At 64.6% G+C, this 25,299-nt stretch carries 17 protein-coding genes; 13 read left to right on the plus strand and 4 right to left on the minus strand.

Annotation, left to right across the window (positions count from 1 at the left end):
• Positions 1 to 13: 13 nt before the first annotated feature.
• Entirely contained in the window at positions 14 to 1,516 is a 1,503-nt protein-coding gene (locus tag ACQR10_RS09490; RefSeq protein WP_316218700.1) for an MBOAT family O-acyltransferase, read from the minus strand.
• A gap of 450 nt (positions 1,517 to 1,966) precedes the next feature.
• Between ACQR10_RS09490 and ACQR10_RS09495 the strand changes: the two genes are divergently transcribed.
• From ACQR10_RS09495 to asnB, 3 genes are all read left to right on the plus strand, one after another.
• The gene (locus tag ACQR10_RS09495; RefSeq protein ID WP_316218701.1) at positions 1,967 to 3,028 is read left to right on the plus strand and encodes a hypothetical protein; all 1,062 of its coding nucleotides are present in this window, start codon (positions 1,967 to 1,969) and stop codon (positions 3,026 to 3,028) included.
• 423 nt (positions 3,029 to 3,451) lie between these two features.
• The gene (locus ACQR10_RS09500) at positions 3,452 to 5,410 is read left to right on the plus strand and encodes a TIGR04372 family glycosyltransferase (protein WP_316218702.1); all 1,959 of its coding nucleotides are present in this window, start codon (positions 3,452 to 3,454) and stop codon (positions 5,408 to 5,410) included.
• Between the two features lie 38 nt (positions 5,411 to 5,448).
• On the plus strand, positions 5,449 to 7,419 hold the full coding sequence (asnB, locus tag ACQR10_RS09505) for an asparagine synthase (glutamine-hydrolyzing) (protein WP_316218703.1): 1,971 nt from the start codon (positions 5,449 to 5,451) through the stop codon (positions 7,417 to 7,419).
• Positions 7,420 to 7,521: 102 nt separating this feature from the next.
• Here asnB and ACQR10_RS09510 read toward each other — a convergent pair whose 3' ends face one another.
• Positions 7,522 to 8,484 carry a lysylphosphatidylglycerol synthase transmembrane domain-containing protein gene (locus tag ACQR10_RS09510; protein WP_315805308.1) on the minus strand — a complete coding sequence of 321 codons (963 nt, stop codon included), beginning with the start codon at positions 8,482 to 8,484 and terminating at the stop codon, positions 7,522 to 7,524.
• Positions 8,485 to 8,672: 188 nt separating this feature from the next.
• On the opposite strand from ACQR10_RS09510, the gene ACQR10_RS09515 reads away from it, so the two are divergent.
• The 5 genes from ACQR10_RS09515 to ACQR10_RS09535 all read left to right on the plus strand — a co-directional run bounded on the left by ACQR10_RS09515 (position 8,673) and on the right by ACQR10_RS09535 (position 16,977).
• Entirely contained in the window at positions 8,673 to 9,956 is a 1,284-nt protein-coding gene (locus ACQR10_RS09515; protein ID WP_316183398.1) for a nucleotide sugar dehydrogenase, read from the plus strand.
• Positions 9,957 to 9,966: 10 nt separating this feature from the next.
• Complete coding sequence (locus tag ACQR10_RS09520; protein WP_316218704.1) at positions 9,967 to 10,983, plus strand: NAD-dependent epimerase; 1,017 nt, start codon at positions 9,967 to 9,969, stop codon at positions 10,981 to 10,983.
• A 12-nt stretch (positions 10,984 to 10,995) separates the two neighbouring features.
• A complete protein-coding gene (locus ACQR10_RS09525) occupies positions 10,996 to 12,408 on the plus strand; it encodes a mannose-1-phosphate guanylyltransferase/mannose-6-phosphate isomerase (protein ID WP_316218705.1) in 1,413 nt (470 codons plus the stop codon).
• A 69-nt stretch (positions 12,409 to 12,477) separates the two neighbouring features.
• Positions 12,478 to 14,700: a tetratricopeptide repeat protein gene (locus tag ACQR10_RS09530; protein WP_316218706.1), complete on the plus strand. Its 2,223-nt coding sequence runs from the start codon at positions 12,478 to 12,480 to the stop codon at positions 14,698 to 14,700.
• 57 nt (positions 14,701 to 14,757) lie between these two features.
• A complete protein-coding gene (locus ACQR10_RS09535; protein ID WP_434911921.1) occupies positions 14,758 to 16,977 on the plus strand; it encodes a tetratricopeptide repeat protein in 2,220 nt (739 codons plus the stop codon).
• A 9-nt stretch (positions 16,978 to 16,986) separates the two neighbouring features.
• Here the strand turns inward: ACQR10_RS09535 and ACQR10_RS09540 are convergent, their stop codons facing one another.
• Positions 16,987 to 17,697 carry a DUF1223 domain-containing protein gene (locus tag ACQR10_RS09540; RefSeq protein ID WP_434911922.1) on the minus strand — a complete coding sequence of 237 codons (711 nt, stop codon included), beginning with the start codon at positions 17,695 to 17,697 and terminating at the stop codon, positions 16,987 to 16,989.
• Between the two features lie 360 nt (positions 17,698 to 18,057).
• On the opposite strand from ACQR10_RS09540, the gene ACQR10_RS09545 reads away from it, so the two are divergent.
• Entirely contained in the window at positions 18,058 to 19,068 is a 1,011-nt protein-coding gene (locus tag ACQR10_RS09545; protein WP_316183697.1) for a Gfo/Idh/MocA family protein, read from the plus strand.
• A 55-nt stretch (positions 19,069 to 19,123) separates the two neighbouring features.
• Positions 19,124 to 20,272 (plus strand): DegT/DnrJ/EryC1/StrS family aminotransferase, encoded by a 1,149-nt coding sequence (locus tag ACQR10_RS09550; RefSeq protein ID WP_434911923.1) that lies wholly within the window; start codon positions 19,124 to 19,126, stop codon positions 20,270 to 20,272.
• Positions 20,273 to 21,376: 1,104 nt separating this feature from the next.
• Here ACQR10_RS09550 and ACQR10_RS09555 read toward each other — a convergent pair.
• Entirely contained in the window at positions 21,377 to 22,186 is an 810-nt protein-coding gene (locus tag ACQR10_RS09555; RefSeq protein ID WP_434889116.1) for a hypothetical protein, read from the minus strand.
• Between the two features lie 99 nt (positions 22,187 to 22,285).
• On the opposite strand from ACQR10_RS09555, the gene ACQR10_RS09560 reads away from it, so the two are divergent.
• The 3 genes from ACQR10_RS09560 to murJ all read left to right on the plus strand — a co-directional run bounded on the left by ACQR10_RS09560 (position 22,286) and on the right by murJ (position 25,294).
• Positions 22,286 to 22,867 (plus strand): hypothetical protein, encoded by a 582-nt coding sequence (locus ACQR10_RS09560; protein ID WP_434911924.1) that lies wholly within the window; start codon positions 22,286 to 22,288, stop codon positions 22,865 to 22,867.
• A 28-nt stretch (positions 22,868 to 22,895) separates the two neighbouring features.
• Positions 22,896 to 23,459: a tetratricopeptide repeat protein gene (locus ACQR10_RS09565; protein WP_434889117.1), complete on the plus strand. Its 564-nt coding sequence runs from the start codon at positions 22,896 to 22,898 to the stop codon at positions 23,457 to 23,459.
• A 305-nt stretch (positions 23,460 to 23,764) separates the two neighbouring features.
• Positions 23,765 to 25,294 carry a murein biosynthesis integral membrane protein MurJ gene (gene murJ, locus ACQR10_RS09570; RefSeq protein WP_434911925.1) on the plus strand — a complete coding sequence of 510 codons (1,530 nt, stop codon included), beginning with the start codon at positions 23,765 to 23,767 and terminating at the stop codon, positions 25,292 to 25,294.
• Positions 25,295 to 25,299: the final 5 nt, after the last annotated feature.

Here is a 25,299-nt window from a genome sequence, read left to right on the forward strand (position 1 = left end):
ACGCGATGATAGTTCAGAATTGGAAGTAGAGGAACTGGGAGGTATCGCCGGCAATGATGTTCATCAAGACCGCCGCCACGAGCGCGATGGAGGTTCCGATGGCCCACGGCAGGGACGGCCGCCACTTCAGGTTCAGAATGCTCCAGGGACGAGGGTTGTGATAGGTTTCCAGCCCAACCTTCCAACGCTCGAACATCGCGTTCACGTTGGGCAGGGTGAAACAGGCAACATAGCCTGCCAGGATCGCGATCATGAGGCGCGGATCGACGAGGTTCGTTGCCGTGATCTTCTCCGGGTTGGACAGGGCGAGCATTCCCTTGATGAGCCTGACCGCGGCATTCGGATTGTCGGCCCGGAAGAAAACCCATGCCAGAACCACGACGAACTGTGTCAACAAGAGCGCCGCCACCGTATACCAGGCGGTCGCCGACAGGCGGGTGAGGCCCGGTCGCTGCGCGACGAATTTGCTCCAGCGATGATTGACGATCAGAAACAGCCCGTGCAGCGCGCCCCAGATGATGAAGGTGAAACCCGCGCCATGCCAGAGACCGCCGAGCAGCATGGTGGCGAAGAGGTTGGCGTTTCTCCGGTGCTCGCCGTAGCGGTTGCCGCCAAGCGGGATGTAGAGATAGTCGCGCAGGAAGCGCGACAGTGAGATATGCCAACGGCGCCAGAATTCGACGATGCTCAGCGACTTGTAGGGGGAATCGAAGTTGAAAGGCAGCCGGATCCCGAACATGATCGAGATGCCGATCGCCATGTCGGAGTAGCCCGAGAAATCGAAATAGATCTGCAGCGAGTAGGCGAGGGCGCCGCCCCAGGCGTCCATCAGGTGAAGGTGGCTCGAATTGGCGGCCTGGAACACGGGATTCGCGATCAGGCCGAACCCGTCCGCGATGAACGACTTCTTGAAAAGTCCAATGGTCAGAATCGTGAGGCCGACCGCGACCTTCTCGATGGAAATCCGTCGGCTCTCCTCCGAGCCGAATTGCGGCATCATCTCGCGGTGATGGAGGATCGGGCCGGCGACCAGATGCGGGAAATACGTGACGAACAGGCCGTATTTCACGAAGCTTCGTTCGTCGGAATAACCGCCATAGACGTCGGCGAGGTAGGCGATCTGGGTGAAGGTGAAGAACGAAATGCCGAGCGGGAGAACGATCGCGAGCGAGGGGTGTTTCGACGCGGTGATCGCATTGAGGATCTGGATGCCGAAATTCGTATATTTGTAGAACGCGAGCGCGGCCAGGTTGAGCGTGATGGCCGCGGAAAACAGGCCGGTTCGGAGCTTTCCGGTCTGTCCGGCAATCAGCAGACCCATCGTGTAATTGAAGACGATGGAGACCAGGATGACCGGGAGGAAGTGAATGTCCCAATAGCTGTAGAAGGTCAGCGACGCCGCGGCGAGCCAGCTGAGGCGCACGACAGGGGCGGCGAAAAAGCGAGCCAGCAGAAAATAACCGACCAGGGTCACCGGCAGGAACAGAAACAGAAACTCAAACTGCGTGAAGAGCATAACAAGTTTCTTGATGTTGCTGCATATTGCGCTGCTTTATCAATGATTGAGGGCGCTGCCAAGTTGGGTGCACCTCTCGCGATGCGAATTTCGGGGGATGTCGCCCCCTGACGACAGCGACGTGGACCAGCCTCTCGAATGGGGCGGACACTTTTCGATCAATGATTCTTCTGCTATGGCAGCTCAATTAGACGACGACGCCAATCCAATGACGCCATGATGGGGTTTCGCGCAATCACTCTCGCCGATGACCGCCGCGGCCAAGAAACCCCTCGATGGACCATGCCGATGACATCCCGATAGGTCTGCGCTCTCGCGCGCAAAGCAAGCTGGGGAGGAGTGGAAAGCCCTCTGTTCCACCGGCTGACGTCGTGTCTAGACTCTCGTTGTCGGAGCCGAAGCAGCTGCCACGACACCCACCGAGACAACCTATCGAGCGGGAATTGCGTCATGTCGACAGTCGGCCGGTCTGCACCGGAAAAGTCAGCTGAACCGGGCGGATTCGGGCGCTATCTCATCGCAGTCGGAATTGTCGGCGTGGCGGCCGCGCTCGCGTTTTCGCTCGGTCTGTCGCTCTTTTCGTCGGACGTGTGGACGTTGCGTGATGGGCTGCTGCAGATTCCACGGGAAGGCGACACCAACTGGTATCGTGATTTCGGCGGCCGCAGCATTCCGCAGATCCAGGACCAGGATATCTTCTACAGCAATCTGGGAGGATCGGTCGAAGCCGCAAAGCAGGCCGATCTCGTCTTTCTCGGCCCGTCCTTCGTCAGCTATGCGGTAGACCGGCAGACGCTCGCGCAATCACCGGTGCTCGGTCGATTGGGGATCTACAACATGGCCTTCGTGGGCATTCGCGGCGGGGAGTTCTCGCGGCTCGTGATCCAGCGCTGGAAAATCCGTCCGCGTTTGTGGGTCATCAATGCCGACGATCAGTTCGTGCACTTTTTCAGCAACGATCTCAGCGTCACTCTTGGTCCGCAGAAGCAGCCCATCGCCGCCGTCCAGCGCAACCGAATGCGGGGGTACCTGACGGTGGTGGGCCGTAATCTGCACTGGCGCATCGAGGACCTCGTTGCGGCCTATCAGAACGGCCATTTTTCGCCCACCGGCCTCTATCGCAACATCACGGACGGCGACATGGGGTTGGATGCCAATCCGGGCTATGTCGCCGCGGGCAACAAGCCGATGCTATCGGCCCGTGATCCGGACTGTCATACGACCCCCGCGATTGTCGACTATGCGAAGAGATTTCTCCACGAGGTGGGCGGAGAGGTCGTGCTCACACTGGTCCCGCACAGCCAGTCCTGCGTCCAGCAGGCGGCAGAGCTGGCGAAGGAATTGAACATCGAACTGATCGCGCCGCCATTCGATGGCCTGACGACGATCGACGGCGGCGGCCATTTGGACAGGCACGGCGCGCAAGTCTTTACGAGCTATCTCGCTCGCGAGATCGTCAAGACGGCGGCTTTCAAACGGGCATTTCCAGTCGGAACTGGCGACGGCAAATGATGCCGATGTTGCTGAATTCCAGCCAAGGAGCCGCCGGCTCCACGCGGGTTCGTCCGACACGCTTCGTCCGAGCCATCGAGGACCCTCGCTCAAGGTGGGGCTCCCCGAGACTAATCGCCACCGGGGCTTAGAATTCTGAATTCCCATTTCGTCCAGTTTTGCTCGCGTTCATCCCCATGTTCGGCTTGGAAAATTCCCGGCACCTCTGTTATAGCTGCGATCCAATCGGCTCAATCCTTGGTTGGCATTTGCGGCGGCGATGTCTGCACGGGGAATTCTCGCATTGGACCCGGCGAGCGTACTGTCCTCATCCCGAGACGTGATCCTTGGCGCGCAGGCGACTTGAACGGCCGGTCGTCCAGGCTCCGCCTTGATCCGAACGCGCGGAATCCGGGATTTCAAGGTTGTGTGGAACTTGGTCGTATGAAACTGCAAAAGCAAAGGCCGATGCGCGGCGGCCGCCGACGGATTGTCTACCAGGTCTTCGTCATAGTCGGAGCGACCCTCAACCTGCTGCCGCGACGCGCGGTGTTCCTTGGTCTGGTCATCGCTTTCGCCGCGAGACTTCCACTCCGGCGGCGCCTGGCTCAGGCGTATTTTCCCTATGTGACGTCGCATCTTGCAGCTCGGCCGGAGTTTCGTTTTTCGACGGCTCTCAGCCGATATTTCCCCGGCCCTTCGATTCAAGCCCTGAGCAGCATCGGCGCCTATCGCGAGGCGGCCGGGACTGTCGGCCGCGAAACCTTGGCGTTCGATGATGCGGAGACCAGATACGCGCTGGTTCGATCCTTGTTCGAGCTGGGCGAGTTTTCGGAAGCGCGCGATGCCGCGGCGGGAGCGAAGCCCGAACAGCTCGAAGCGATGGTCGATCTCGCCTTCTACAAGGCCATGGTCGACGTGATCGGAGGGGATGACGCGGCGGCGCTCGACGCGATGTTCTGGGCGTGTCGGAGCAGCCTGCATTTTCTCCGTCCCCACCAGAATATCGCGGCTCGGAATTCACCGTATTATGTCCCGAACAGCCTCGACTTCCTCTGCGGCGCTCGAGGCCGGCTGTTCGACCTGTGCAACTTCACGGGCCAGCGTGTGATGCATGTCGGTCGCGGCGAGATTGCAATTCGGTTGTACGAGCGCGCTTTGGATGCGCAGCAGGAACTGCGGGCATCGCCGCCACCGCTTTCTGATGAGTTGAAGCGTCTGCTCGACCGGCTCGGCGTCACCTTCGATACGTTGCGGCTCGTTCCTGAGGAATGGGCGACGCAGATCGGCCATCTGGGCATGCTCGACATTCTGTTTCGGATGCGAGCGCTGGGCTGGTGGTCAGGCGAAGCCGTGATCGTCGTCCGTCCCGATAGCATCGCCAACGCGGTCTTCTTCAAGCTGTTTGAAAGTTTCGGCAAGGTCGTGGTGATCGGCGAAACGGTATCGGAGCGACTGGGTGAGGAACTGCTGTCCTTGCAGCGATGGTGCGGGTTGAACTTCAACGCCTTCAGGCTGCCGGATGGGCGGGTCGTTCCCTGGCAAGATGCGGGTGCGATCGCCATCGAGCAATGGGAGCGCGAAGGAAGAGGGCATCCGTTGCGTGATGCCTACGATCGGAGCGAGGCGGCAGCGGCAACGGCTCGCTTCGACGCGTTCCGTTCCAGGTACGGCATGAAGCCCGACGACTGGTATGTGTGCCTGCACACCCGGGACGCGGCGCATTATTTCGAGTTCATGGGCACAGGGCAGACCCATCGCAACGCGCCGATCGAAACGTCGTTGGACGCCATTCGCCTGATCACCGCCCGTGGCGGATGGGTCATCAAGCTCGGTGGTCCGAACTCGCCGAGGCTTCCGCCGATGGCGCGCACGATCGATTATGCGCTCGGCGAATTCAGATCGGAGCCGATGGACATCCACCTGATCCGCCACGCCCACGCCTTCATCGGGACGACGTCCGGGTTGACGAATGTCGCTGTCAGTTTCGGTATTCCCTGTGCGATCGTGAATGCGATCACGACCGACGCCCAGCTGTGGAACAGCAACGTCCGTTTTGCCCTCAAGCCCGTCAGACTGGCAGACGGCGCCGCGCTGACGCAGCACCAGCTGACAACGTCGCCCTGGCGCTGGCGCGTGTTCGACGCGGCCGTGCTGGGCCGGAGCGGTGCGCATCCGGAGACCAACTCGGCGGACGACATCCGCCACACCGCGGACGAGGTCCTGGCCATCGCCGACGGTCGGTTGGCCGAATTCGAAGCTGGTCACGATGGCGCGCGGCTGCTGTCGCGCTGGAGGCGTGCGCTCGGGCTGCCCTATTACTACGGCACCAGCCGTCCAAGCCTCGGTTTCCTGGCCCATCATGAGACGGAGTTGCTGCACGACACCGGTGAGGGGCACTGAGCCATGCAGAGGGGGGACGAAGCGGTGGAGATGGCACCATGTGCGGCATAGCCGGCCTGTTTCGCCCCGGCGGAGCCGACGAGGCCCAACTGGCCGGGATCGTCGAACGGATGACGGCGGCGCTGGCGCATCGCGGCCCCGATGCGTCCGGCAGTTGGATCAGTGCTGCGAGGGGAGTTGCCTTCGGACATCGCCGTCTGGCGATCCTCGATCTCTCCGAGGCCGGGGCGCAGCCGATGCACAGCGCCTGCGGACGCTACACCGTCACCTTCAACGGCGAGATCTACAACCATCTCGATGTCCGTGCCGAGCTGGAGGCCGCCGGCGCCGCACCGAATTGGCGCGGTCATTCCGACACCGAAACGCTGCTCGCCGCGATCAGCCGATGGGGCGTTGAGCCGGCGCTTCAGCGCCTGATCGGCATGTTCGTCGTCGGGCTCTGGGACGCCGAGACTCGGCAATTGATCCTGGCGCGCGACCGCTTCGGCGAGAAGCCGCTGTTCTACGGCTGGAGCGGCGCCGATCTGGTGTTCGGCTCCGAGCTCAAGGCGCTGGCGGCGCATCCCACCTGGGCGCCGTCGCTCGACCGCGCGGCGCTCACGGCGTTCATGCGCTATTCCTACGTGCCTGCGCCCGCCACGATCTGGACCGGCATCCGCAAGCTGCCCCCGGCGTCGTTCGTGCGCTTCTCGGCGGATGCGGCTCCCGACAGTTGGCCCGCGCCGCAACCCTATTGGTCGCTGCGCGATCGCGTTGTCGCCGCCCAGGGCGATCGCATTGCCGACGAGCGCGAGGCCGTCGATCGGCTGGAGCAGTTGCTGTCGGTCGCCGTGAAGCGGCAGTGCCTGTCGGACGTGCCGCTCGGCGCGTTCCTGTCCGGTGGCGTCGATTCATCGACCATCGTGGCCTTGATGCAGGCGCAGTCGGGGCAGCCGGTCCGCACCTTCAGCATCGGTTTTGCCGAGGGCGGCTACAACGAGGCCCAGGATGCCCGCAGGGTCGCCCTGCATCTCGGTACCGATCATACCGAGCTGTATGTCGATGCGCGGACCGCGATGGACGTGGTACCGAAGCTGCCGCGGATCTATGACGAGCCGTTCGCCGACTCCTCGCAGATCCCGACGCATCTGGTCGCTCAGCTCGCGCGCCGGCACGTGACCGTCGCATTGTCAGGTGACGCGGGCGACGAGCTGTTCGGCGGCTACAACAGGCATGTCTGGGGCGGCACGCTGCAGGCACGCCTGGGTCGTGTGCCGATGCCGGTGCGGCGCGCGATCGGTGCCGTCCTCGGCGCGATTGCCCCGGAGCCCGCCGATACGGTCCTCAGGGCGCTGCAGCCGGTGTTGCCGGCCCGATTGAGGATTCGGCACGCCGGTGATCAGGTCGCCAAGCTCGGCCGCGTCATTGCCGCCGACGGCTTTGATGGCCTCTACCGGGCGCTGTGCTCGGTCGATCAGGATCCGGCCGGGACGGTGGTGGGCGGCACGGAGCGGGAGAGTTGGGCGGGGAACGAGATGCGGCAGCTTGCGGCGAAGCTCGATCCGCTCGACCGCATGACCCTGGCGGATTCCCTCAGCTATCTCAGCGACGACATCCTGCAGAAGGTCGATCGCGCGGCGATGGCCGTGGCGCTGGAGACGCGCGTTCCGTTCCTCGACAAGGACGTCGTCGAGTTCTCGGCCAGGGTGCCCGCCGGCATGAAGGTGCGGGACGGCCGTGGCAAATGGCTGGTGCGACAGGTGCTGTATCGCCACGTCCCGGCGGAGATGATCGATCGGCCGAAGACGGGCTTCAGCATTCCGCTCGACGCGTGGCTGCGTGGGCCGTTGAGATCCTGGGCATCGGACCTGCTGTCGCCGGAGCGCCTGCGGCGGCAGGGTCTGTTCGATCCGGTGCGGGTGACGCGCATGTTCGACGAGCATGTCAGCCGCCGCCACAATCATTCCTACTGGCTGTGGAACGTGTTGATGGCGCAGGCCTGGCACGACGAATGGGCGCGCGCCGCTTAGAGCATGATCCGGAAAAGTGGAAACCGGTTTTCCGAAAAGATCATGCTCAAACAAAGAGATGACATCATGATGCGATTCCGTGGAATCGTATCATGATCCAGGTCAGTCCTCGACCGTCGCGGGAACCGCGAGGCGGCCGGCGCCCTTTTCGGCGCTGAGGATCCACACCAGCCCACCCATGCCGCCGACGATGAAGTAGACCGCGCCGAACAGGATCGAGACGACGGTGCCGTCGGCAGGCGCCAGGCCGGCATAGCCGAACGCGACCATCATCGTCGCCTCGCGCACGCCCCAGCCTGCGATCGAGATCGGCAGCATCGTGATCAGCATGATCGGCGGGGTCAGAAGGAACAGTTGTTCGAACGCGGCGGGCGCCGCGATGGAGCGCACGGCGCACCAGGCGATGACGACCGCCAGCACATGGATCGACAGCGACAGCACGGCGATCTTCGCAGCGGTGCCTGGGCCGAAGATCACCTTGTTCGCGATCACCGAGCAGGCATAGACGTGCCGCGTCGGCCACCACGCCTTCATCCATTTGGCCGGCAGATAGCCGATGGTGAGGAAGCCGACGCCGGCGGCCAGCGCCGCCGCGTCGACCAGCACCAGGGCCAGCCGCCCGTGCTCGTCGGCGATCATGCCATAGCTCCACGGCAGGCTCGCGACGATGATCAGTGCCAGCGCAATGAAGCCGACGGCGCGGTCGGTCAGGATCGAGTAGCTGGCTGCGCGCCAGCCGGCGCCGGTGCGCCCGATCAGCCACAGACGCACGGCGTCGCCGCCGATCGAGGACGGCAGGGTCTGATTGAAGAAGGCGCCGATCATGTTGTAGCGGAACGCCTGCATGTCCGTCAGCGGCGCGCCGCACAGCGCCGAGATCTCGCGCCACCGCAGGGCACCGATGAAGATCTGCACCAGCGTGATGGCCACCGCCAGTCCGATCCAGCCGATGTTGATCTGGCTGAGCCGCTCACGGATCGCCGCAAAGTTGATCCCGCGCAGAGCGAGATACAGCAGAGCCAGCGACACCACGATCCGGAGGAGAAGAATCAAAAACGCACGCATGCCAGGCTGGCTTCGCTCTTGGTTGAAACGCTCCAAGCCGAGTGCGATACGCGCAACTCCCGTCCTGGCAAGGCTGGACCCCGGGTCCAGGGGGAGCCGTAGCCGCCCCTTGCGGTCCTGATGCCCCGGTGGCTAAACAGTCGCAGGGGTGGCGTCAATGGCCTCCGAAACGACCGGAATATCAATTTATGTCTCATGGCCGGAAGATTGCGGTGATAGGCCTTGGCTATGTCGGCCTGCCGGTCGCGGCTGCGTTCGCGCGGGCAGGCTGCCCGGCGATCGGGTTCGATATCGATGCGGTCCGGGTCGCGGAGCTGAAGGACGCAAGGGACCGGACCTGCGAGGTCGATGCGGCCGATCTGCGCCGGCCGGGCCTGCGCTTCACCAGCGAGCCGGATGATATCGCGACTGCCGATTTTTTCATCGTCACCGTTCCGACCCCGATCGACAACGCAAGGCGGCCCGATCTCGGCGCCATGCTGGCCGCGACGCGCACGGTGGGAGCCGTTCTGAAGCGCGGCGACATCGTCGTCTACGAGTCGACCGTATACCCGGGCGCCGTCGAGGAAGACTGCGTCCCGCTGCTGGAGAGCAGCTCGGGGCTGAAGGCGGGGACGGATTTCAACGTCGGCTATTCGCCGGAGCGCATCAATCCCGGTGACAAGACGCATCGCTTCGAGACCATCACCAAGGTGGTCTCGGCACAGAATCCGCAGACGCTCGCGATCGTCGCCGCCGTCTACGGCTCGGTCGTCACCGCTGGCATCCATCGCGCGCCCTCGATCAAGGTCGCCGAGGCGGCCAAGGTGATCGAGAACACCCAGCGCGACCTCAACATCGCGTTCATGAACGAGCTGTCGCTGATCTTCCAGGCACTGGAGATCGATACCGGTGACGTGCTCGCCGCCGCCGCCACCAAGTGGAACTTCCTGCCGTTCACGCCCGGCCTCGTCGGCGGTCACTGCATCGGCGTCGATCCCTACTACCTCACCTACCGCGCCGAGAAGGCGGGCTATCATCCCGAGGTCATTCTGGCGGGCCGCCGCATCAACGACGAGATGGGCCGGCGCATCGCGCGCGAATGCATCCGCGGCTTGCTGCGGCGGAAGGGCCGGGGTGGCCTCGTCACCATTCTCGGCATGACGTTCAAGGAGAACGTGCCGGACATCCGCAATTCGCGCGTGATCGACATCATCAGCGAATTGCAGTCGTTCGGCGTCGAGGTGCAGGTCGCCGATCCACTGGCCGATGCTGCGGCCGTGCATGAGGAGTACGGCATCGGCCTGACGGCGATCGAGGCGCTGCGTCCGGCCGACGCGGTCGTGCTGGCCGTGTCGCACGATCGATATCTCGCCGGAGGCTGGCCTCTCGTACAGGGCCTGCTGCGCGAGGAGAGCGGCCTCGTGCTCGACGTGAAGATGAAGCTCGACCGCGCGAGCAAACCCGCCGCCATCGAACTGTGGCGACCCTGACGGAGCGACCATGGCTGATCATCCCATCCTCGTGACCGGCGCCGCCGGGTTCATCGGATTTCACCTGTCGCAGCGGTTGCTCGCCGACGGACGCCAGGTGATCGGCATCGACAACGTCAATGCCTACTACGATCCGAAGCTGAAGGAAGCGCGTCTCGACATTCTCAAGAGGCAGCCCGGCTTCACCTTCCACAAGCTCGATCTGGTCGACCGCGCCGGCATCAAGGCGTTGTTCGCTCAGCATCGCTTTCCAGCCGTGGTGCATCTCGCCGCCCAGGCCGGCGTGCGTTACTCGCTGGAAAATCCGCACGCCTATGTCGACGCCAATCTCGAAGGCTTCATCAACGTCCTCGAAGGCTGCCGCCATCATGGCTGCGAGCATCTGCTGTTCGCCTCGTCCTCATCGGTCTATGGCGCCAACACCAAGCTGCCGTTCTCGGTCAGGGACAATGTCGATCATCCGATCAGCCTCTATGCGGCGAGCAAGAAGGCCAACGAGCTGATGGCGCATTCCTACAGCCATCTGTACCGGCTGCCGGCGACCGGTCTGCGCTTCTTCACGGTCTACGGTCCCTGGGGCCGGCCCGACATGGCCATGTTCATCTTCGCCAAGGCCATCCTCGCCGGACAGCCGGTCAAGCTGTTCAATCATGGCCGCATGCGGCGTGATTTTACCTATGTCGACGACATCGTGCAGGCCATCGTCCGCCTGCTCGGCCGGCCGCCACAGGGAAACCCGGATTGGGACGGAAACAGGCCCGATCCGTCGAGCAGCCGGGCGCCATGGCGGATTTACAATATCGGCAACAATCATCCCGAACAGCTGATGGACGTGATAACGCTGCTGGAGAAGGAGTTCGGGCGGCCAGCCATCAGGGAGATGCTGCCGATGCAGCCCGGCGACGTCGAGGCGACCTACGCGGATGTCAGCGACCTCGAGCGCGACATCGGCTTCCGGCCGGCGACCTCGATCGCCGACGGCATTGGGCGTTTTGCAAAATGGTACCGCGAGTATCACGGGATTTGACGGATTGATTTCATGACCGGACGCATCATTCCTCTCATCATGTGCGGCGGCGCCGGAACCCGGCTGTGGCCGGCCTCGCGCGAGGTCAGGCCGAAGCAGTTCCTGCCGCTGTTCGGCGCCCGTTCCACCTTCCAGGATACGCTGCTGCGCGTCTCCGATGCCGATCTGTTCGAGCGGCCGATCATCATCACCAACCTGGCCTATCGCTTCATGGTGCTGGAGCAACTGGCCGAGATCGGCATCGAGGCCGACGTCCTGCTGGAGCCGATGCGACGCGATTCAGGCCCGGCGATCGCCGCCGGAGCCGCCTTCGCCCAGTCGCGCCATCAGGATGCTGTCGTGCTGGCGCTCGCGGCCGATCACGTCGTTCGTGACACCCCCGCTTTTCTCGCGGCGTGCCGCCAGGGGCTCGCTGCCGCCGAGGCCGGCCGCATCGTCACCTTCGGCGTCAATCCGGAGCGCGCGGCCACAGAATACGGCTACATCAGTCCTGGCGCGCCGGTATCCGGGGAGGTGCGGGCGGTCGCGAAATTCGTCGAGAAGCCGGACCAGCCGACCGCGGAGCGCTACATTCGCGAGGGCTATCTCTGGAACAGCGGCAACTTCATGTTCCGCGCGTCGGTCCTGCTCGACGAATACCGCAAGTTCGATGCCGACAGCGTGCAGACGGTCACCAACTCCGTTGCCAAGGCCGGCCGCGACCTCAGCTTCATCATCCTCGACTCCGACGCCTTCGCCGCGGCCAAGCCGATCTCGATCGACTATGCCGTGATGGAGAAGACCGAGCGTGCGGCCGTGGCCCCGGTGTCGTGCGGCTGGTCCGACGTCGGCTCCTGGCATGCGGTCTGGGAATTGTCCGACAAGGACGGGCAGGGCAACGCCGCGCGCGGCACCGCCGTGTTCGAGGATTCCCGCAATTGCAACGTCGTCACCGACAAGGCGCTGGTCGCACTCGAAGGCGTCGACGATCTCGTCGTGGTGGCGGCGCAGGATGCCGTGCTGGTGTCGCGCCAGCGCGATGCCAACGGCTTGAAGCGGCTGGTCGCCAAGCTCAAGACCGTCGCGCCGGAGGTCACCGAGGCGCACATCAAGGTGCACCGGCCCTGGGGCAGCTATCAGTCGGTCGACAATGGCGAGCGCCACCAGGTCAAGCGCATCATCGTCAAGCCCGGCCAGCGGCTGTCGCTGCAGAAGCACTATCACCGGTCCGAGCACTGGATCGTGGTGCGCGGCGCGGCGCGGGTCACGGTGAACGAAACCGTTCAGACCGTGCACGAGAACGAATCGATCTACATTCCGATGGGCGCGGTGCACCGGCTGGAGAACCCGGGCAAGATCCTGTTGGAGCTGATCGAGGTCCAGACCGGGTCCTATCTCGGCGAGGACGACATCATCCGCATCGAGGACGATTACCGCCGCGAGTAGGGCGGGGTCTCGCCGCGAATCACGCGAGCCGTGCTAGACAGCCCCGGAGTCGTCCGCCGGAGAGCTTCCTTGCAAAGCACGATCGGATCGCGTGCGTTCCAGAACGCGCGCCTGCAGAAGAAGAACCGCAAGCAGGCCGACGGCCTGCTGCCGAAGGCCGTCGAGGCCTATCGGGCTGGCCGGCATGCCGATGCCCAGGCCATCTGCGGTCAGGCGCTGGCCCTCGTGCCCGATCATTTCGACGCTCTTCACCTTCTCGGCGCCTCCGCGCTCGACAGCGGCCGGCTCGATCTCGCCGAGCAGGCCCTGACCCGCGCCGTCGCGGTGGAGCCGCGCAATGCCGAGGCCCTGGCCAATCTCGGCCTGGTGCTGTTCAGCATGAAGCGCTACGAGGAGGCGCGCGCGGTTCAGGAGCGCGCCGTCGCGCTCAAGCCCAATTTCGCCACGGCGCTGACCAGCCTCGGCAACACCCTGATGAACATGCAGCTGTTCGCGCAGGCGATCGAGGCGCACGACCGCGCCATCGCGCTGAAGCCGGACTTCGCCGACGCCTATTGCAATCGCGGCATGGCGCAACTGCTCCTGCTGCGCAACGAAGAGGCCCGGCAGAGTTTCGACCGCGCCCTGGCGCTGGCGCCGCGGCACATGCAGGCGACCTTCGGCAAGGGACTGGTCAGCGTCAATCTGCGGCACCTTGAGCAGGCGCTCGCCGCCTTCAACGCCGCCCTCGCCATGAAGCCGGGCACAGCGGCCGTCATCGCGCAACGTGGCCGCCTCTATGTGCAGATGGGACGGTTCGCCGAGGCCGAGGCCGATTTCGATGCCGCGCTGGCGATCGACCCCGGGCTCGAAGCGGCGCTGCTCGGCAAGGCGCATGTCTGCGTGCTCACCGAGCGGATCGCGCCAGCGATGCTGGCCTGCAAGCGGGTGCTGGAGCAGAATCCGGCGTCGGAAGTCGCGCTGATCTGGCTCGGCACGTGCCTCGCGAAGCAGGGCGACACGGCCGGCGCCATCCAGCACTTCGATCGCGCCCTCGAGATCAAGCCGGATTTCGAGGATGCGATCATGAAGAAGATCTTCGCGCTCGATTTCTATCCCGGCGCCGACGTCGCCCTGCATCAGGCCGTCCGCCGCGAATGGTGGGAGCGGATCGGCGCGCATATCCCGCAGCGCCAGCTTGCCGCCATCGACCGCGATCCGGATCGCCGCATCACGGTCGGCTACGTGTCGTCCGACTTCCGCAGCCATTCGGCCGCGCTGACCTTCCTTCCGGTGCTGCGCCATCACGACCACGCGGCGTTCAAGGTCATCTGCTACTCGTGCTCGCCGCTGGTCGATTCCGTCACCGAGCAGTGCAAGGCTGCGGCCGATGGCTGGATCGAGGCATCTCAGTTGTCCGACGATGAACTCGCCGATCGCATCCAGGCCGATCAGGTCGACATTCTCGTCGACCTCTCCGGTCATTCGGCCGGCAACCGGCTCACCGTGTTCGCCCGCAAGCCCGCGCCGATCCAGGTCACCGCGTGGGGCAATGCGACCGGCACCGGCCTGCCCACCATGGACTACTTCTTCGCCGATCCGGTGACGGTGCCGGCGGCAGTACGGCCGCTGTTCGCCGAGCAGGTCTACGATCTGCCGGCACTGATCACCACGGATCCTCTGCCGGACGCGCAGCCGACACCGCTGCCGATGTTGCGCAACGGCTACGTCACCTTCGGTGTCTTCAACCGCGTCGACAAGATCTCCGACGAGGTGCTGACGGTGTGGTCGGCGCTGCTCCGGGCGCTGCCGGACGCCCGCGTCGTGATCAAGAACGGCGCGCTTGAGGATGCATTCCTGCGCGACACGCTGATCGCCCGCTTCGCCGCGCACGGCGTCGGCGAGAGCCGCCTTACGTGTCTGGGCGCGTCGATGCGCCATGAGCACATCGCAGCGTTCGCCAACATCGACATCTCGCTCGATCCGTTCCCGCAGAATGGCGGCGTCAGCACCTGGGAATCGCTGCAGGCCGGCGTGCCCGTGGTTGCCAAGCTCGGCAGCAGCGCGGCGTCGCGGGCCGGCGGCGCGATCGTCAAGGCGGTCGGGCTCGACGACTGGGTGGCCGAGGACGACGAGGGCTACATCGCGATCGCCGTGCGACACGCGGCCCAGCCGGCCGAGCTGGCTCGGCTCCGCGCCGAGCTGCCGGCGCGGGTGGCCAACTCCGCTGCCGGCAATGTCGAGACCTACACGCGCAAGGTCGAGGAAGGCTATCGCCAGTTCTGGCGCCGCTATTGTGCCGCCGGCGGCTGAGCGCCGTCCGCAGTACGCCTGTTCTGTCGATCTACGCGTCACTCCGGAGGCCGTCTTTTGGCAAGCGACGTCGGTTCCCGCGCGTTTCAGAATGCGAGGCTGCAGAAGAAGCATCGCAAGCAGGCCGATGCGCTGATGCAACAGGCCGTCGCCGCTTATCGCGGCGGCCGTCGCGCCGAGGCGCAGGCGGTCTGCGGCCAGATCCTGGCGCTGCTGCCCGATCATTTCGATGCGCTGCATCTGCTCGGCGTGACGGCGCTCGACGGCGGACAAATGGAGATGGCCGAGCAGGCGCTCATCAAGGCTGTCGAGATCGAGCCGCGGAATGCCGAGGCGCTCTCCAATCTCGGCCTTGCGCTGTTCAACCGCAAGCGGTTCGAGGAGGCGCGCAAATGCCAGGAGCGGGCGATTGCGCTGAAGCCGAACCTGCTCGTGGCGATCACCGGCCTCGGCAACACGCTGATGCGGCTGGGGCGGCCGGAGGAGGCGATCGCCGCGCATGACCGGGCGATCGCGCTCAAGCCGGACTATGCCGACGCCTATTGCAATCGCGGCATGGCGCTGCTTCCGCTCGCCCGCAATGCGGAGGCCAATGCGAGCTTCGATCGCGCATTGTCGCTCAACCCGCGCCACATGGAGGCGATGTTCGGCAAGGGCCTCGCCAGCATCAATCTGCGCCATTCCGACGAGGCGCTCGCGGCGTTCGACGCCGCGCTTGCAATCAAGTCCAATGCCGCGCAGGTGCTGGCACAGCGCGGCCGCCTGCACCAGCAGGCCGGACGGTTCGAGCGGGCCATGGCCGACTTCAAGGCCGCCCTGGCGCTCGATCCATGGCAGGACGTGGCGTTGCTGGGCTTCGCGCAGCTCAGCGCCATCAAGGACAATATCGCGCCGGCGATGGACGCGTGCCGCAAGGTGCTGGAGCTCAATCCGGCCTCCGAGGTCGCCTGGACCTGGCTCGGCGAATGCTTCTGCAAGCAGGGCGATCTCGCAACGGCCTTGCAGCACTTCGAGCGTGCGCTCGAGATCAAGCCGGATTTCGGTGATGCGATCACTGCCAAGATCTTCCTGCTCGACTTCATGCCGGACACCGACTTCGCTCAGCACCAGGCGGCGCGCCGGGAATGGTGGACCAGGATCGGCAGCAAGATCGTGCGCCGGCCGCCGCCGGTCCGCGACCGCGATCCGGAGCGGCGGCTGACCATCGGCTACGTCTCCTCCGATTTCAGGAATCACTCGGCTGCGCTGGTGTTCCTGCCCGTCCTGCGCCACCACGACCATCAGGCGTTCAAGGTCGTCTGCTACTCCTGCTCGCCGCTGCAGGATGGCATGACCGAGCGCTGCCGTTCCGCCGCCGACCTCTGGGTCGACGCCTGGCAGATGTCCGATGAGGAACTGAGCGATCGCATCGAGGCTGATCAGGTCGATATCCTCGTCGACGTCTCCGGCCATTCCGCCGGCAACCGGCTGCCGGTGTTCGCGCGCAAGCCGGCGCCGGTGCAGGTCACCGCGTGGGGCAGCGGCACCGGAACGGGGCTTCCGACCATCGACTACTTCTTCGCCGATCCGGTGACCGTGCCCGAGGCCGCGCGTCCTCTGTTTGCCGAGCAGGTCTACGACCTGCCGGCCGTCATCACCACCGATCCCTTGCCGGGATGGCAGCCGACGCCGCTGCCGATGCTGCGCAACGGCTACGTTACGTTCGGCGTCTTCAACCGCATCGACAAGATCTCCGAGCCCGCGCTCGCGCTGTGGTCGCGGCTGATGGGCGCGCTGCCGGACTCGCGGATCGTCATCAAGAACGGTGCGCTCGATGAGCCCTTGCTGCGCGATGGGCTCGTGGCCCGGTTCGTGGCGCACGGCATCGCCGAGGGGCGCATCACCTGCCTCGGCCTGTCGACGCGCGATCAGCACATCGCGCAGTTCGCCGCGATCGACATGTCGCTCGATCCGTTCCCGCAGAATGGCGGCGTCAGCACCTGGGAGTCGTTGCAGGCCGGCGTGCCCGTCATCGCCAGGCTCGGCCACGGCGCCGCGGCGCGGGCGGCGGCCGCCATCAACACGGCGGTCGGGCTCGCAGAGTTCGTGGCGGAGGACGATGACGGGTACATCGCCATCGCCCTGAAGCATGCGGCGCAGCCCGCGGAGCTGGCGAAGCTGCGGGCGCAACTGCCGGCGATGGTCGCGAACTCCGCCGCCGGCAATGTCGAGACCTACACGCGCAAGGTGGAGGAGGGCTATCGTCTGTTCTGGCGCCGTTATTGTGCCTCCTCCTGATCGTGGCGGCTACAGCCGCGCTGCACCGACGATGCGCCCGTCCGCCGCTTCGAGGATCACTGCAGCATCCTCGCCCTCGGGCATCGGCTCGGTGAGGCGCAGCGCGCTGCCGCTCCAATCTGCGAGCGGGCGCACCGAGCGCACCACGTTCAGCTCCTCCAGCGTGCGGCCGCCATTCTCGCCGCGGCGGATCGACGTTTCATGCCGATGATCGAAGCCGACCAGGAGCAGGCGTCCGCGTCCTTCACCGCCGCCGACCTCGACCGTGAGCTTGTCGCCATTGCGTGCGAGCTTGAGCGGCGCCGCAGTCGCGCTCGCGCCTCTGGCGCGGTCGATCGCGGGTCCTACCTCGGCCCGGTTGGAGCCGACATGGCTCGTCGTGCCGTCGACGACGATCTCCGGCGTGTAGGAGCCATCGCCGAAGCGGCTGCCATAGCGGGCCTGGCGGTCAGTGGCGGCCGGCAGCGAGAACGGATCCTTCCAGCCGAGCCGGTCCCAATAGGTGACGTGAAAGGCGAGGGGCAGCACGTCGCGGCGCTGCCGCACCATTTCGTTCAGATAGGCATTCGCAGGCGGGCAGGAGGAGCAGCCCTGCGAGGTGAACAGCTCGATGACGACGGGCCGGTCCGTGGCGGCGGCCGACGGCGACCATGGGGCAAGCGATGCGAGCAGCACGGCGAAGGCGGAGGCGTGGCGGAGCGAGGCGAGGCTGAGGGGCATGGGTGTTCTCCCGCGTTGTGACGTGATCTCCTTCGCTGGCGGGAGCCATCGCGTTACCTCCTGCCGCGGCCCACACGCAGGCGTGAAGACGCATCCACCGTTACTTTCGCGACCTGTCGTGACGCGTGAGCAGGGCGCCCGCCACACCTGAAGCGCATCGCGCACGCCGTTCAAAAGACAGCGTTTTTCGTCCGTGCCGGATGTAACTTTCTGAATCAAATCGTGTCCTGAAAAGGCTTTCCGCATTCGCCTCGCTTCGAGCGGCATGCTAGGAGAGCTTCGACCGGTGATTTGCAGTTCGTTAACCGTTACGGCCAATCCGTGACGTCGCAAGCCGGGGGCATTGATGGGGTCGATGACATGAGTTCCAAGGGGGCGGGCCACAAGGCCGAGCTGAGGCAGGCGCTGCGCGTCGGCGTGATCGGAGCCGGCGTGATGGGCAGCAATCATGCCCGCGTGCTCGCCGGACTCCCCGACGTGCATCTGGTCGGCGTGGTCGATCCGCTGCCCGCGCATCGCAGCCGCGTCACCGAGCTCGCGAACTGCCCGACCTTCGAGAGCCTCGACCAGCTCGTCGCCGAGGGCGTCGACGCCGTGACCATCGCGGCTCCGACGCATCTGCATCATGAGCTTGCGCTGGCCTGCATCGCGCGCAAGGTTCACCTGATGGTCGAGAAGCCGATCGCCTCGACGGTGGACGAGGGCAGGGAGATCGTCTCGGCCGCGCATCGCGCCGGCGTCACCCTGATGATCGGCCATGTCGAGCGCTTCAATCCGGCGGTGGCCGCGATCAAGAAGGCGATCGCCGGCGAGGACATCCTGTCGATCGCGATCACCCGCGTCGGCCCGTTCCCGCCGCGCATGTCCAATGTCGGCGTCGTCATCGATCTCGCCGTGCACGACATCGATCTCATCCGGTGGTTCACCGAATCCGACATCATCGAGGTGCAGCCGCAACTGTCGAGCGCGGTGGCCGAGCGCGAGGACATCGCGCTCTTGCAGTTCCGCACCGCCTCCGGCGTGCTCGCCCACATCAACACCAACTGGCTGACGCCGTTCAAGGCGCGAAACGTCACGGTGGCGACGCGCGGCAAATACATCATGGGCGATCTGCTCACCCGCCAGGTCACCGAGTGCTTCGGCTTCAAGCCGGACGGCAGCTACTCGATGCGTCATCTCCCGGTCGGCCATGACGAGCCGCTGCGCGCCGAGCTGATCGCCTTCCTGCACGCGGTGCGCTCGGGCACGGCACCCGCCGTCACCGGCGACGAGGGCGTCGCGAGCCTCGCGATCGCCACACAGTGCCTGGAGACGTCGAGCCATCGTCCGGCCGAGGCGGCTGCCACCAAGCGGCGCGCCGTGGCCGGCTAGCCGCCCAGGCTTCCGCTTCACCCTCATTTCCGTTTCCGAACCTTTGTCAGAGCTCATGAACCAGCACCTGCGTCATCAGCCCATTCCGTTCATCGACACCGCCGCGCAGCGCCAGCGGCTCGGCAAGTCGCTCGACGACGCCGTCGCCCGCGTGCTCGCGCATTGCCAGTTTCTCGGCGGCCCCGAAATCATTCAGCTCGAGAAGGAGCTGGCCGAGTTCTGCGGTGCCAAATACGCCGTGAGCTGCTCCAGCGGCACCGACGCGCTGCTGATGGTGCTGATGGCGCAGGGCATCGGCCCGGGTGACGCGGTGCTGTGCCCGTCCTTCACCTTCTGCGCCACCGGCGAGGCCGTGGCGTTGACTGGCGCCACGCCCGTCTTCGTCGACGTGCTGGAGGACACCTTCAACATCGATCCGGCCTCGCTCCGCCGCGGCATCGCCACCGCGAAGCGGCTCGGCCTGAAGCCGAAGGCCGTCATTCCGGTGGATCTGTTCGGCCAGAGCGCGGACCACGATTCGGTCGCAGCGATCGCGGCGGACGAGGGCCTGTTCGTGCTCGACGACGCCGCGCAGGGCTTTGGCGCCAGCTACAAGGGCCGCCGCATCGGCACCTTCGGTCTCGCGACCGCGACCAGCTTCTATCCGGCAAAACCGCTCGGCTGCTTCGGCGACGGCGGCGCCATCCTCACCGATGATGCAGGCCTCCTGGAGCGCCTGCGCAGCGTGCGCGCCCATGGCGGCGGCAGCGACAAATACGACAACGTCCGCCTCGGCCTCACCGCGCGGCTCGACACCATCCAGGCCGCGGTGCTGCTCGAGAAGCTGAAGATTTTCGAGGACGAGATCGCCGCGCGCAACGTGGTGGCGGAGCGCTACACGGCCGCGCTGGCCGATGTCGTCAAGGTGCCGCGCCTCGTCGACGGCTGCACCTCGGTCTGGGCGCAATACACCATCCGCCTGCCCAAGGGCGTCGACCGCGACACCTTCGCCGCCGCGCTGAAGGCGCAGGGCATCCCGACCGCGATCTACTATCCGAAGTCGATGCACCAGCAGACGGCCTACCGCATCTTCCCGAGCGCCGACGGCGGCCTCCCGGTCAGCGAGCAGCTCTCCAGCGACGTCATCAGCCTGCCGATGCACGCCTATCTCGACGAAGCGACGCAAGGGCGCATCATCGACGTCGTGCGCGGCGCACTGGCCTGAGGTCTTACGCATCGTCGCGCATCTCCGCTGGCGGCCCGACCGGCCGCAGCGTGTATGAATGATCTGTCCCACCGGCAGCTCCAACAAACACTGTCGTCCCGGCGAACGCCGGGACCCATACCGCGTGATGTCTGGAAGGGGCAGGCGGCCCGTTCCGCGCGCCCCATCGGCTGCACGGCGTATGGATCCCGGATCGGCGCCCGCCGCCGCTTCGCGTCGGCAGGCTTGTCCGGGACGACAGCGGAGTGCGTGGTGCGCCTCCCCGCCAGCGTCGCAAGTGCCGACGTGCGACCGGCATGCTCACTGTCATTGCGAGCGAAGCGAAGCAATCCAGGGCTGCGCGTGCGGTCCTGGATTGCTTCGTCGCTTCGCTCCTCGCAATGACGGTGGTGAGACATGTGTTCACCTTCTCGCGGCGCATCTGGCGTCCGAGCTTTGCTGTTCGTCATGCCCTCCCGAAAAGAGGGCACGGGGAATGCCGGGCGCTGGCCGCACCCATGGCCCGCCTGCAGAAAAAAATGCAGGCGGCAGGAACCACAGGTTCAGCCGAGACATCCCGGCATTCCCCGCGCGATGGGTGGAACGGCTGCTTCGCGTTCTCCCCGGTGCTCCGGGCTTGTTGGCCACCGTCGTCGGCACTGCGCTTTGCGCATCAGCACCAACTTGGCATCAGCGTCGGGATGCCAGGACCACGCGACTTGACCGTGCGCATCAATGCCGTTCGTCGGCGCAGGATGACCCCACGCTGCAGCACCGACACGCCCACCGCATCCCGCCTCAACGTCCGTGACGACCGCGAAGCGCCCCTCTGATCGAGACGGGACAGCGGCATACAATCATGATTTCTGAAAAAAAGAAAGAGGAATATTTTCAGAGGCGGGCTGGAGAGGGGGATACGCTTGAATTGGCTCGCGAAATGAGTTTTTTGGCGCGGGCTGTAGGGACGGCGCAAATCGGGTGGGAGATCAGCCCGAGCGCAAGTGCCGCACACTCGGAAGTTTCCTGAGCTGGGGTAGACCGAGGGCGCCTGGCTTGCCACAGCCACCGCGGTCCCGGACCTGAGCGGACGTATGTCTCACAGCGCGCCGGCGAGTGCGCCAACACTTATTCGAATAGAGCAGCATGGATTTTTTCAATAATCCAATACCATCCGAATTGTATCGCAGCACCTAGTCCGAACCCAGATACGAGTACGAGCAACCCTACCATGTTGCGACCTGCGGGGTGCATGCTTTCGCCATGGTGTCCAGCAAGGAATGCTAGGCCATAGTAGGCGGGTATCGCGAGCGCGACAGCCGGGATTCCATTGACGATAACAACGACAATCATTGCGACGAGACCCTCGTTGCTGACCCCGTACATTCGGCCTATCGGTGTAACTAGCCCCAGAGCATAAAAATACGCTGGAAGCCAAAGCCACAGGAAATGAAATCTGCTTATGCCTCCGACACCTCGCGCGGCTCCATGCATGTCTGTTGCAGCTTCTGAGACGTAAGCGCCCACCATAGGGGCTAAAACAATCCACAGCGCGTCGATAGCAAACTGATACCAAGGTTCTGCTCCCGGTATTGTCGTTGGATCGGCATATAAAATCGCCAATTTGGCAGCAAAGCCCAGCGAAATGGTGCAGCCTCCCACCACCGCCGCTGCCTTCTCCCGTCCAGGCGCTAAAGCCGCCGCCACGAACGCGCCGAAGCCGATCGATATTGCTTCAGCGATTAGGCGAAAGGCCCAATGTGAGCCCCAGTGCGGCGTCTCGAATAGATCAGCCCGCCCCAGCACCGGTATAACAGATTCCGCAAATGCTAGTTTGAGTGACAGATAATAGATGCCTGCGACCAAAGGAGCGAGCACGACGGGCCAAAACGGCACCCTCGCCTTCTGCATTTGATCTATCGCGCCTTCCAGAGACATTCGTCGCCCCCCCCCTTTTTTTAGCCACCGCAAGTTGTGAGGTGCCCTCTAATATCCTAGCATGCTGCGCTCTACGCTGCGGCAGGGGGGGGGCGCAGAATGCAAGCCATATTTTCGATATTCCAACTTCCAATCCTAGTTCTGAACCTTTTCGGCTTCATCGGCTCGGCAATTTGGCTGCTCACTCTTGGACAGTGGCGCTCGGTGCTGGTCGGCCTATTGATGTCTGTAACAGCGCCCTTTTTCCTAGGATTGGCTTCTCTTCCGACAGTATTGCTTGGGGGGCCAGGAATATTCTTCGCAAAACGCGGCGTCACGATAGGGGTCTATTTCTTCAGCTTCCTCGCCAGCATCTACATAGCGGCCTTGATTTCAGCGTGGTGCGGCACTGTTACTTTTTATTTCTTGAATGGAGCCGCCAACCAGGCCTTTTGGCCACTGCTTATATGGTCTTACGTGGTAGCCACTTCCCCTTGGACATACATGGCACAACAAGACGGTTCCGTTGCCTCAATGCTGGCTGCGTTTTTCGCCCAAGCAGCTTTCATAGTTATGATGATTAGTCTCGCTTTCGGAGTTGACCTCACGTCCGCCACGCAGATTTTCGCCGCGGTTATGGTTGTAGAGGTGTTTTTTCACATGCGCCTTGTCGCGGATACGCAGCGAGAGGGACTATATTAGCTGGGGCCTTGTTGGCGAGGAGAACGCGATGCGTACACGTAGGTTAATCGGCGTTGGAGCCGCTTTGCTGGGGATTTGGTTCGCTCCAACGCCAGCCGCAGCGCAAACGAAGGATGCTGCTTCATTCGATAGACATCTTCGTGCTCTCGCCAATAAGGGAGATGCCGAGTCCCAGTACAAGCTTGGCACCGCGTATGATGAAGGGCTAGGCGTTTCGAAAGACTATACCGAAGCGTTCAAATGGTTTCGGCTCGCCGCTGAACAAGGCCATGCCCATTCTCAGTTTCGAGTTGGCGACATGTACATGTCGGGCGACGGCACCGCCAAGAACGATGGCGAAGCGGTGAAGTGGTTTCGCAAGGCCGCCGAGCTGGGGCTAGCTAATGCTCAGGGCATGCTTGGGATAATGTACGCGAAAGGGCAAGCCGTTCCGCAGGACTATGTGCTTGCATACATGTGGCTCCAGCTAGCGACCGAAGGCAACCAGGGCGCCGCGCAATTTCGGGATGGCCTTGGGCAACGCATGACTGCAGCTCAGGTTGCCGAGGGGCAAAGGCGGGCGCGGGAATGGAAAGCATCGAAGGGGCGATAACGGAGTCGATAGGGTTGGAATTGACACGAACCGGCGGTCGGAAAGCGAGCGGAGCTGACATATTCCGCCGGGCAGGCCGGCCATCACGACGTGGGAGCGGCCGGACGCAATACGTCGAGCGCCATATGCGATCCTGACGCAAGCGGGGAGAGGTTTGCCACCAACGGGCTAGCGTCAGAAAATCTGTGCCAGTCTCGCTCGCAAGCGGGAGAGGGGCCCAACTGCGGCGCCTCATTTTAGCCGCAAGCGAGGACAGCAGACGTTCCCGGCTTCAAACTCTCCCCCCAATGCTCTAGAAGCCCCCCATGCTCGGACGTATCTTCACCGTTGGCGGCTATACGCTGCTGTCGCGCCTCACCGGCTTTGCCCGCGATATCATGCTGGCGGCTATACTTGGCGCCGGGCCGGTGGCCGACGCGTTCTTCATTGCGTTCCGGCTGCCGAACCATTTCCGGGCGATCTTCGCCGAGGGGGCGTTCAACGCCGCGTTCGTGCCGGCCTATGCGCATGTCCATGGCGAGAAGGGGCCGGCCTCCGCCAGCCTGTTTGCCGATCGCATCTTCACCTTGCTGCTGGCCTCGCAAATAGTGCTGCTGATCCTCGCCTGGGTGTTCATGCCGCAGGCGATGACGATCCTGGCGCCGGGCTTCACCGACGATCCCGGGCAGCGCGAGCTTGCGATCACGCTGACGCGAATCACCTTTCCGTATCTGCTGCTGATCACGCTGGTGACGCTCTATGGCGGCATGCTCAATGTGATGCAGCGGTTTGCCAGCGCGGCGGCGGCGTCGATCTTCCTCAACCTCGCCATGATGGCGACCCTGGCGCTGGCGGCGTTCTTCCCCGGTGTCGGTCACGCCGCGGCCTGGGGCGTGCTGATCTCGGGGTTCCTGCAATATTTCCTGCTCGCCGGCGATCTCGCCCGCCACGGCGGCCTGCCGCGCTTTGCGCCGCTCAAGCTCGACGACGACATCCGCGCGTTCTTCAAGGCGCTGGGACCGGCGACCTTGGGCTCGATGGGCACGCAGGTCGCGATGTTCGCCGACACCATCATCGCGACGTTCCTCCCCGCCGGCGCGATCTCGGCACTGTATTATGCCGACCGCCTCAACCAGTTGCCGATCGGCGTGATCGGCATCGCCATCGGGACGGTGCTGCTGCCGGAGATGTCACGGCGGCTCACGGCGAACGATCACGACGGCGCCATGGAGCAGCAGCGCCGGGCGTTCGAGTTCACGCTGTTGTTCTCGGTGCCGTTCGTCGCCGCCTTCCTCGCCGTCCCCGACGTGATCACCCGCGCGATGTTCGCGCGCGGCGCCTTCACCAAGGGCGACGCCGCCGCGGCCGGGGCGACGCTCGCCGCCTATGCCGTGGGCCTGATCCCGTTCGTGATGATTCGCAGCGCGGTCTCGACCTTCTACGCGCGCAAGGACACCGCGACGCCGGTGAAGGCCTCGCTGACGGGGCTGACCGCCAACGTCGTGCTGAAGGTGCTGCTGATGGGCTCGCTCGCCCAGGTCGGACTCGCGCTGGCGACGGCCGTCGGCGCCTGGATCAATCTGCTGCTGGTGCTCGGCTTCGCCGTGCACAAAGGCTATCTGCACTTCGATCGGCGGCTCACCTCGTCGCTGCTGAAGTTCGCCGGGACCGGCGTGGTGCTCGCGGCGGCGTTGTGGGCAACGGCCCTGGTGGCATCGACCCGGCTCGCGTCGCTCGGCCGCATGCAGGACGAAGCCGTTCTCGGTCTGCTGATCATCGTCGGCGCCGTCATCTATGTGGGCGCCATCCTCGTGCTGTTCGGTCCGCGCTGGCTGAAGGCCCTCGTGCGGCGCTGACGTTT

The sequence above is a fragment of the Bradyrhizobium sp. HKCCYLRH2060 genome (assembly GCF_051168135.1).
In the GTDB taxonomy this organism is placed as follows: domain Bacteria; phylum Pseudomonadota; class Alphaproteobacteria; order Rhizobiales; family Xanthobacteraceae; genus Bradyrhizobium.

Bases quoted from the DNA above. Each gene is read 5' to 3' on its own strand.
- ACQR10_RS09490 (WP_316218700.1), bottom strand. From the start codon at position 1,516: ATGCTCTTCACGCAGTTTGAGTTTCTGTTTCTGTTCCTGCCGGTGACC.
- ACQR10_RS09495 (WP_316218701.1), top strand. From the start codon at position 1,967: ATGTCGACAGTCGGCCGGTCTGCACCGGAAAAGTCAGCTGAACCGGGC.
- ACQR10_RS09500 (WP_316218702.1), top strand. From the start codon at position 3,452: ATGAAACTGCAAAAGCAAAGGCCGATGCGCGGCGGCCGCCGACGGATT.
- asnB (WP_316218703.1), top strand. From the start codon at position 5,449: ATGTGCGGCATAGCCGGCCTGTTTCGCCCCGGCGGAGCCGACGAGGCC.
- ACQR10_RS09510 (WP_315805308.1), bottom strand. From the start codon at position 8,484: ATGCGTGCGTTTTTGATTCTTCTCCTCCGGATCGTGGTGTCGCTGGCT.
- ACQR10_RS09515 (WP_316183398.1), top strand. From the start codon at position 8,673: ATGTCTCATGGCCGGAAGATTGCGGTGATAGGCCTTGGCTATGTCGGC.
- ACQR10_RS09520 (WP_316218704.1), top strand. From the start codon at position 9,967: ATGGCTGATCATCCCATCCTCGTGACCGGCGCCGCCGGGTTCATCGGA.
- ACQR10_RS09525 (WP_316218705.1), top strand. From the start codon at position 10,996: ATGACCGGACGCATCATTCCTCTCATCATGTGCGGCGGCGCCGGAACC.
- ACQR10_RS09540 (WP_434911922.1), bottom strand. From the start codon at position 17,697: ATGCCCCTCAGCCTCGCCTCGCTCCGCCACGCCTCCGCCTTCGCCGTG.
- ACQR10_RS09545 (WP_316183697.1), top strand. From the start codon at position 18,058: ATGAGTTCCAAGGGGGCGGGCCACAAGGCCGAGCTGAGGCAGGCGCTG.
- ACQR10_RS09550 (WP_434911923.1), top strand. From the start codon at position 19,124: ATGAACCAGCACCTGCGTCATCAGCCCATTCCGTTCATCGACACCGCC.
- ACQR10_RS09555 (WP_434889116.1), bottom strand. From the start codon at position 22,186: ATGTCTCTGGAAGGCGCGATAGATCAAATGCAGAAGGCGAGGGTGCCG.
- ACQR10_RS09560 (WP_434911924.1), top strand. From the start codon at position 22,286: ATGCAAGCCATATTTTCGATATTCCAACTTCCAATCCTAGTTCTGAAC.
- ACQR10_RS09565 (WP_434889117.1), top strand. From the start codon at position 22,896: ATGCGTACACGTAGGTTAATCGGCGTTGGAGCCGCTTTGCTGGGGATT.
- murJ (WP_434911925.1), top strand. From the start codon at position 23,765: ATGCTCGGACGTATCTTCACCGTTGGCGGCTATACGCTGCTGTCGCGC.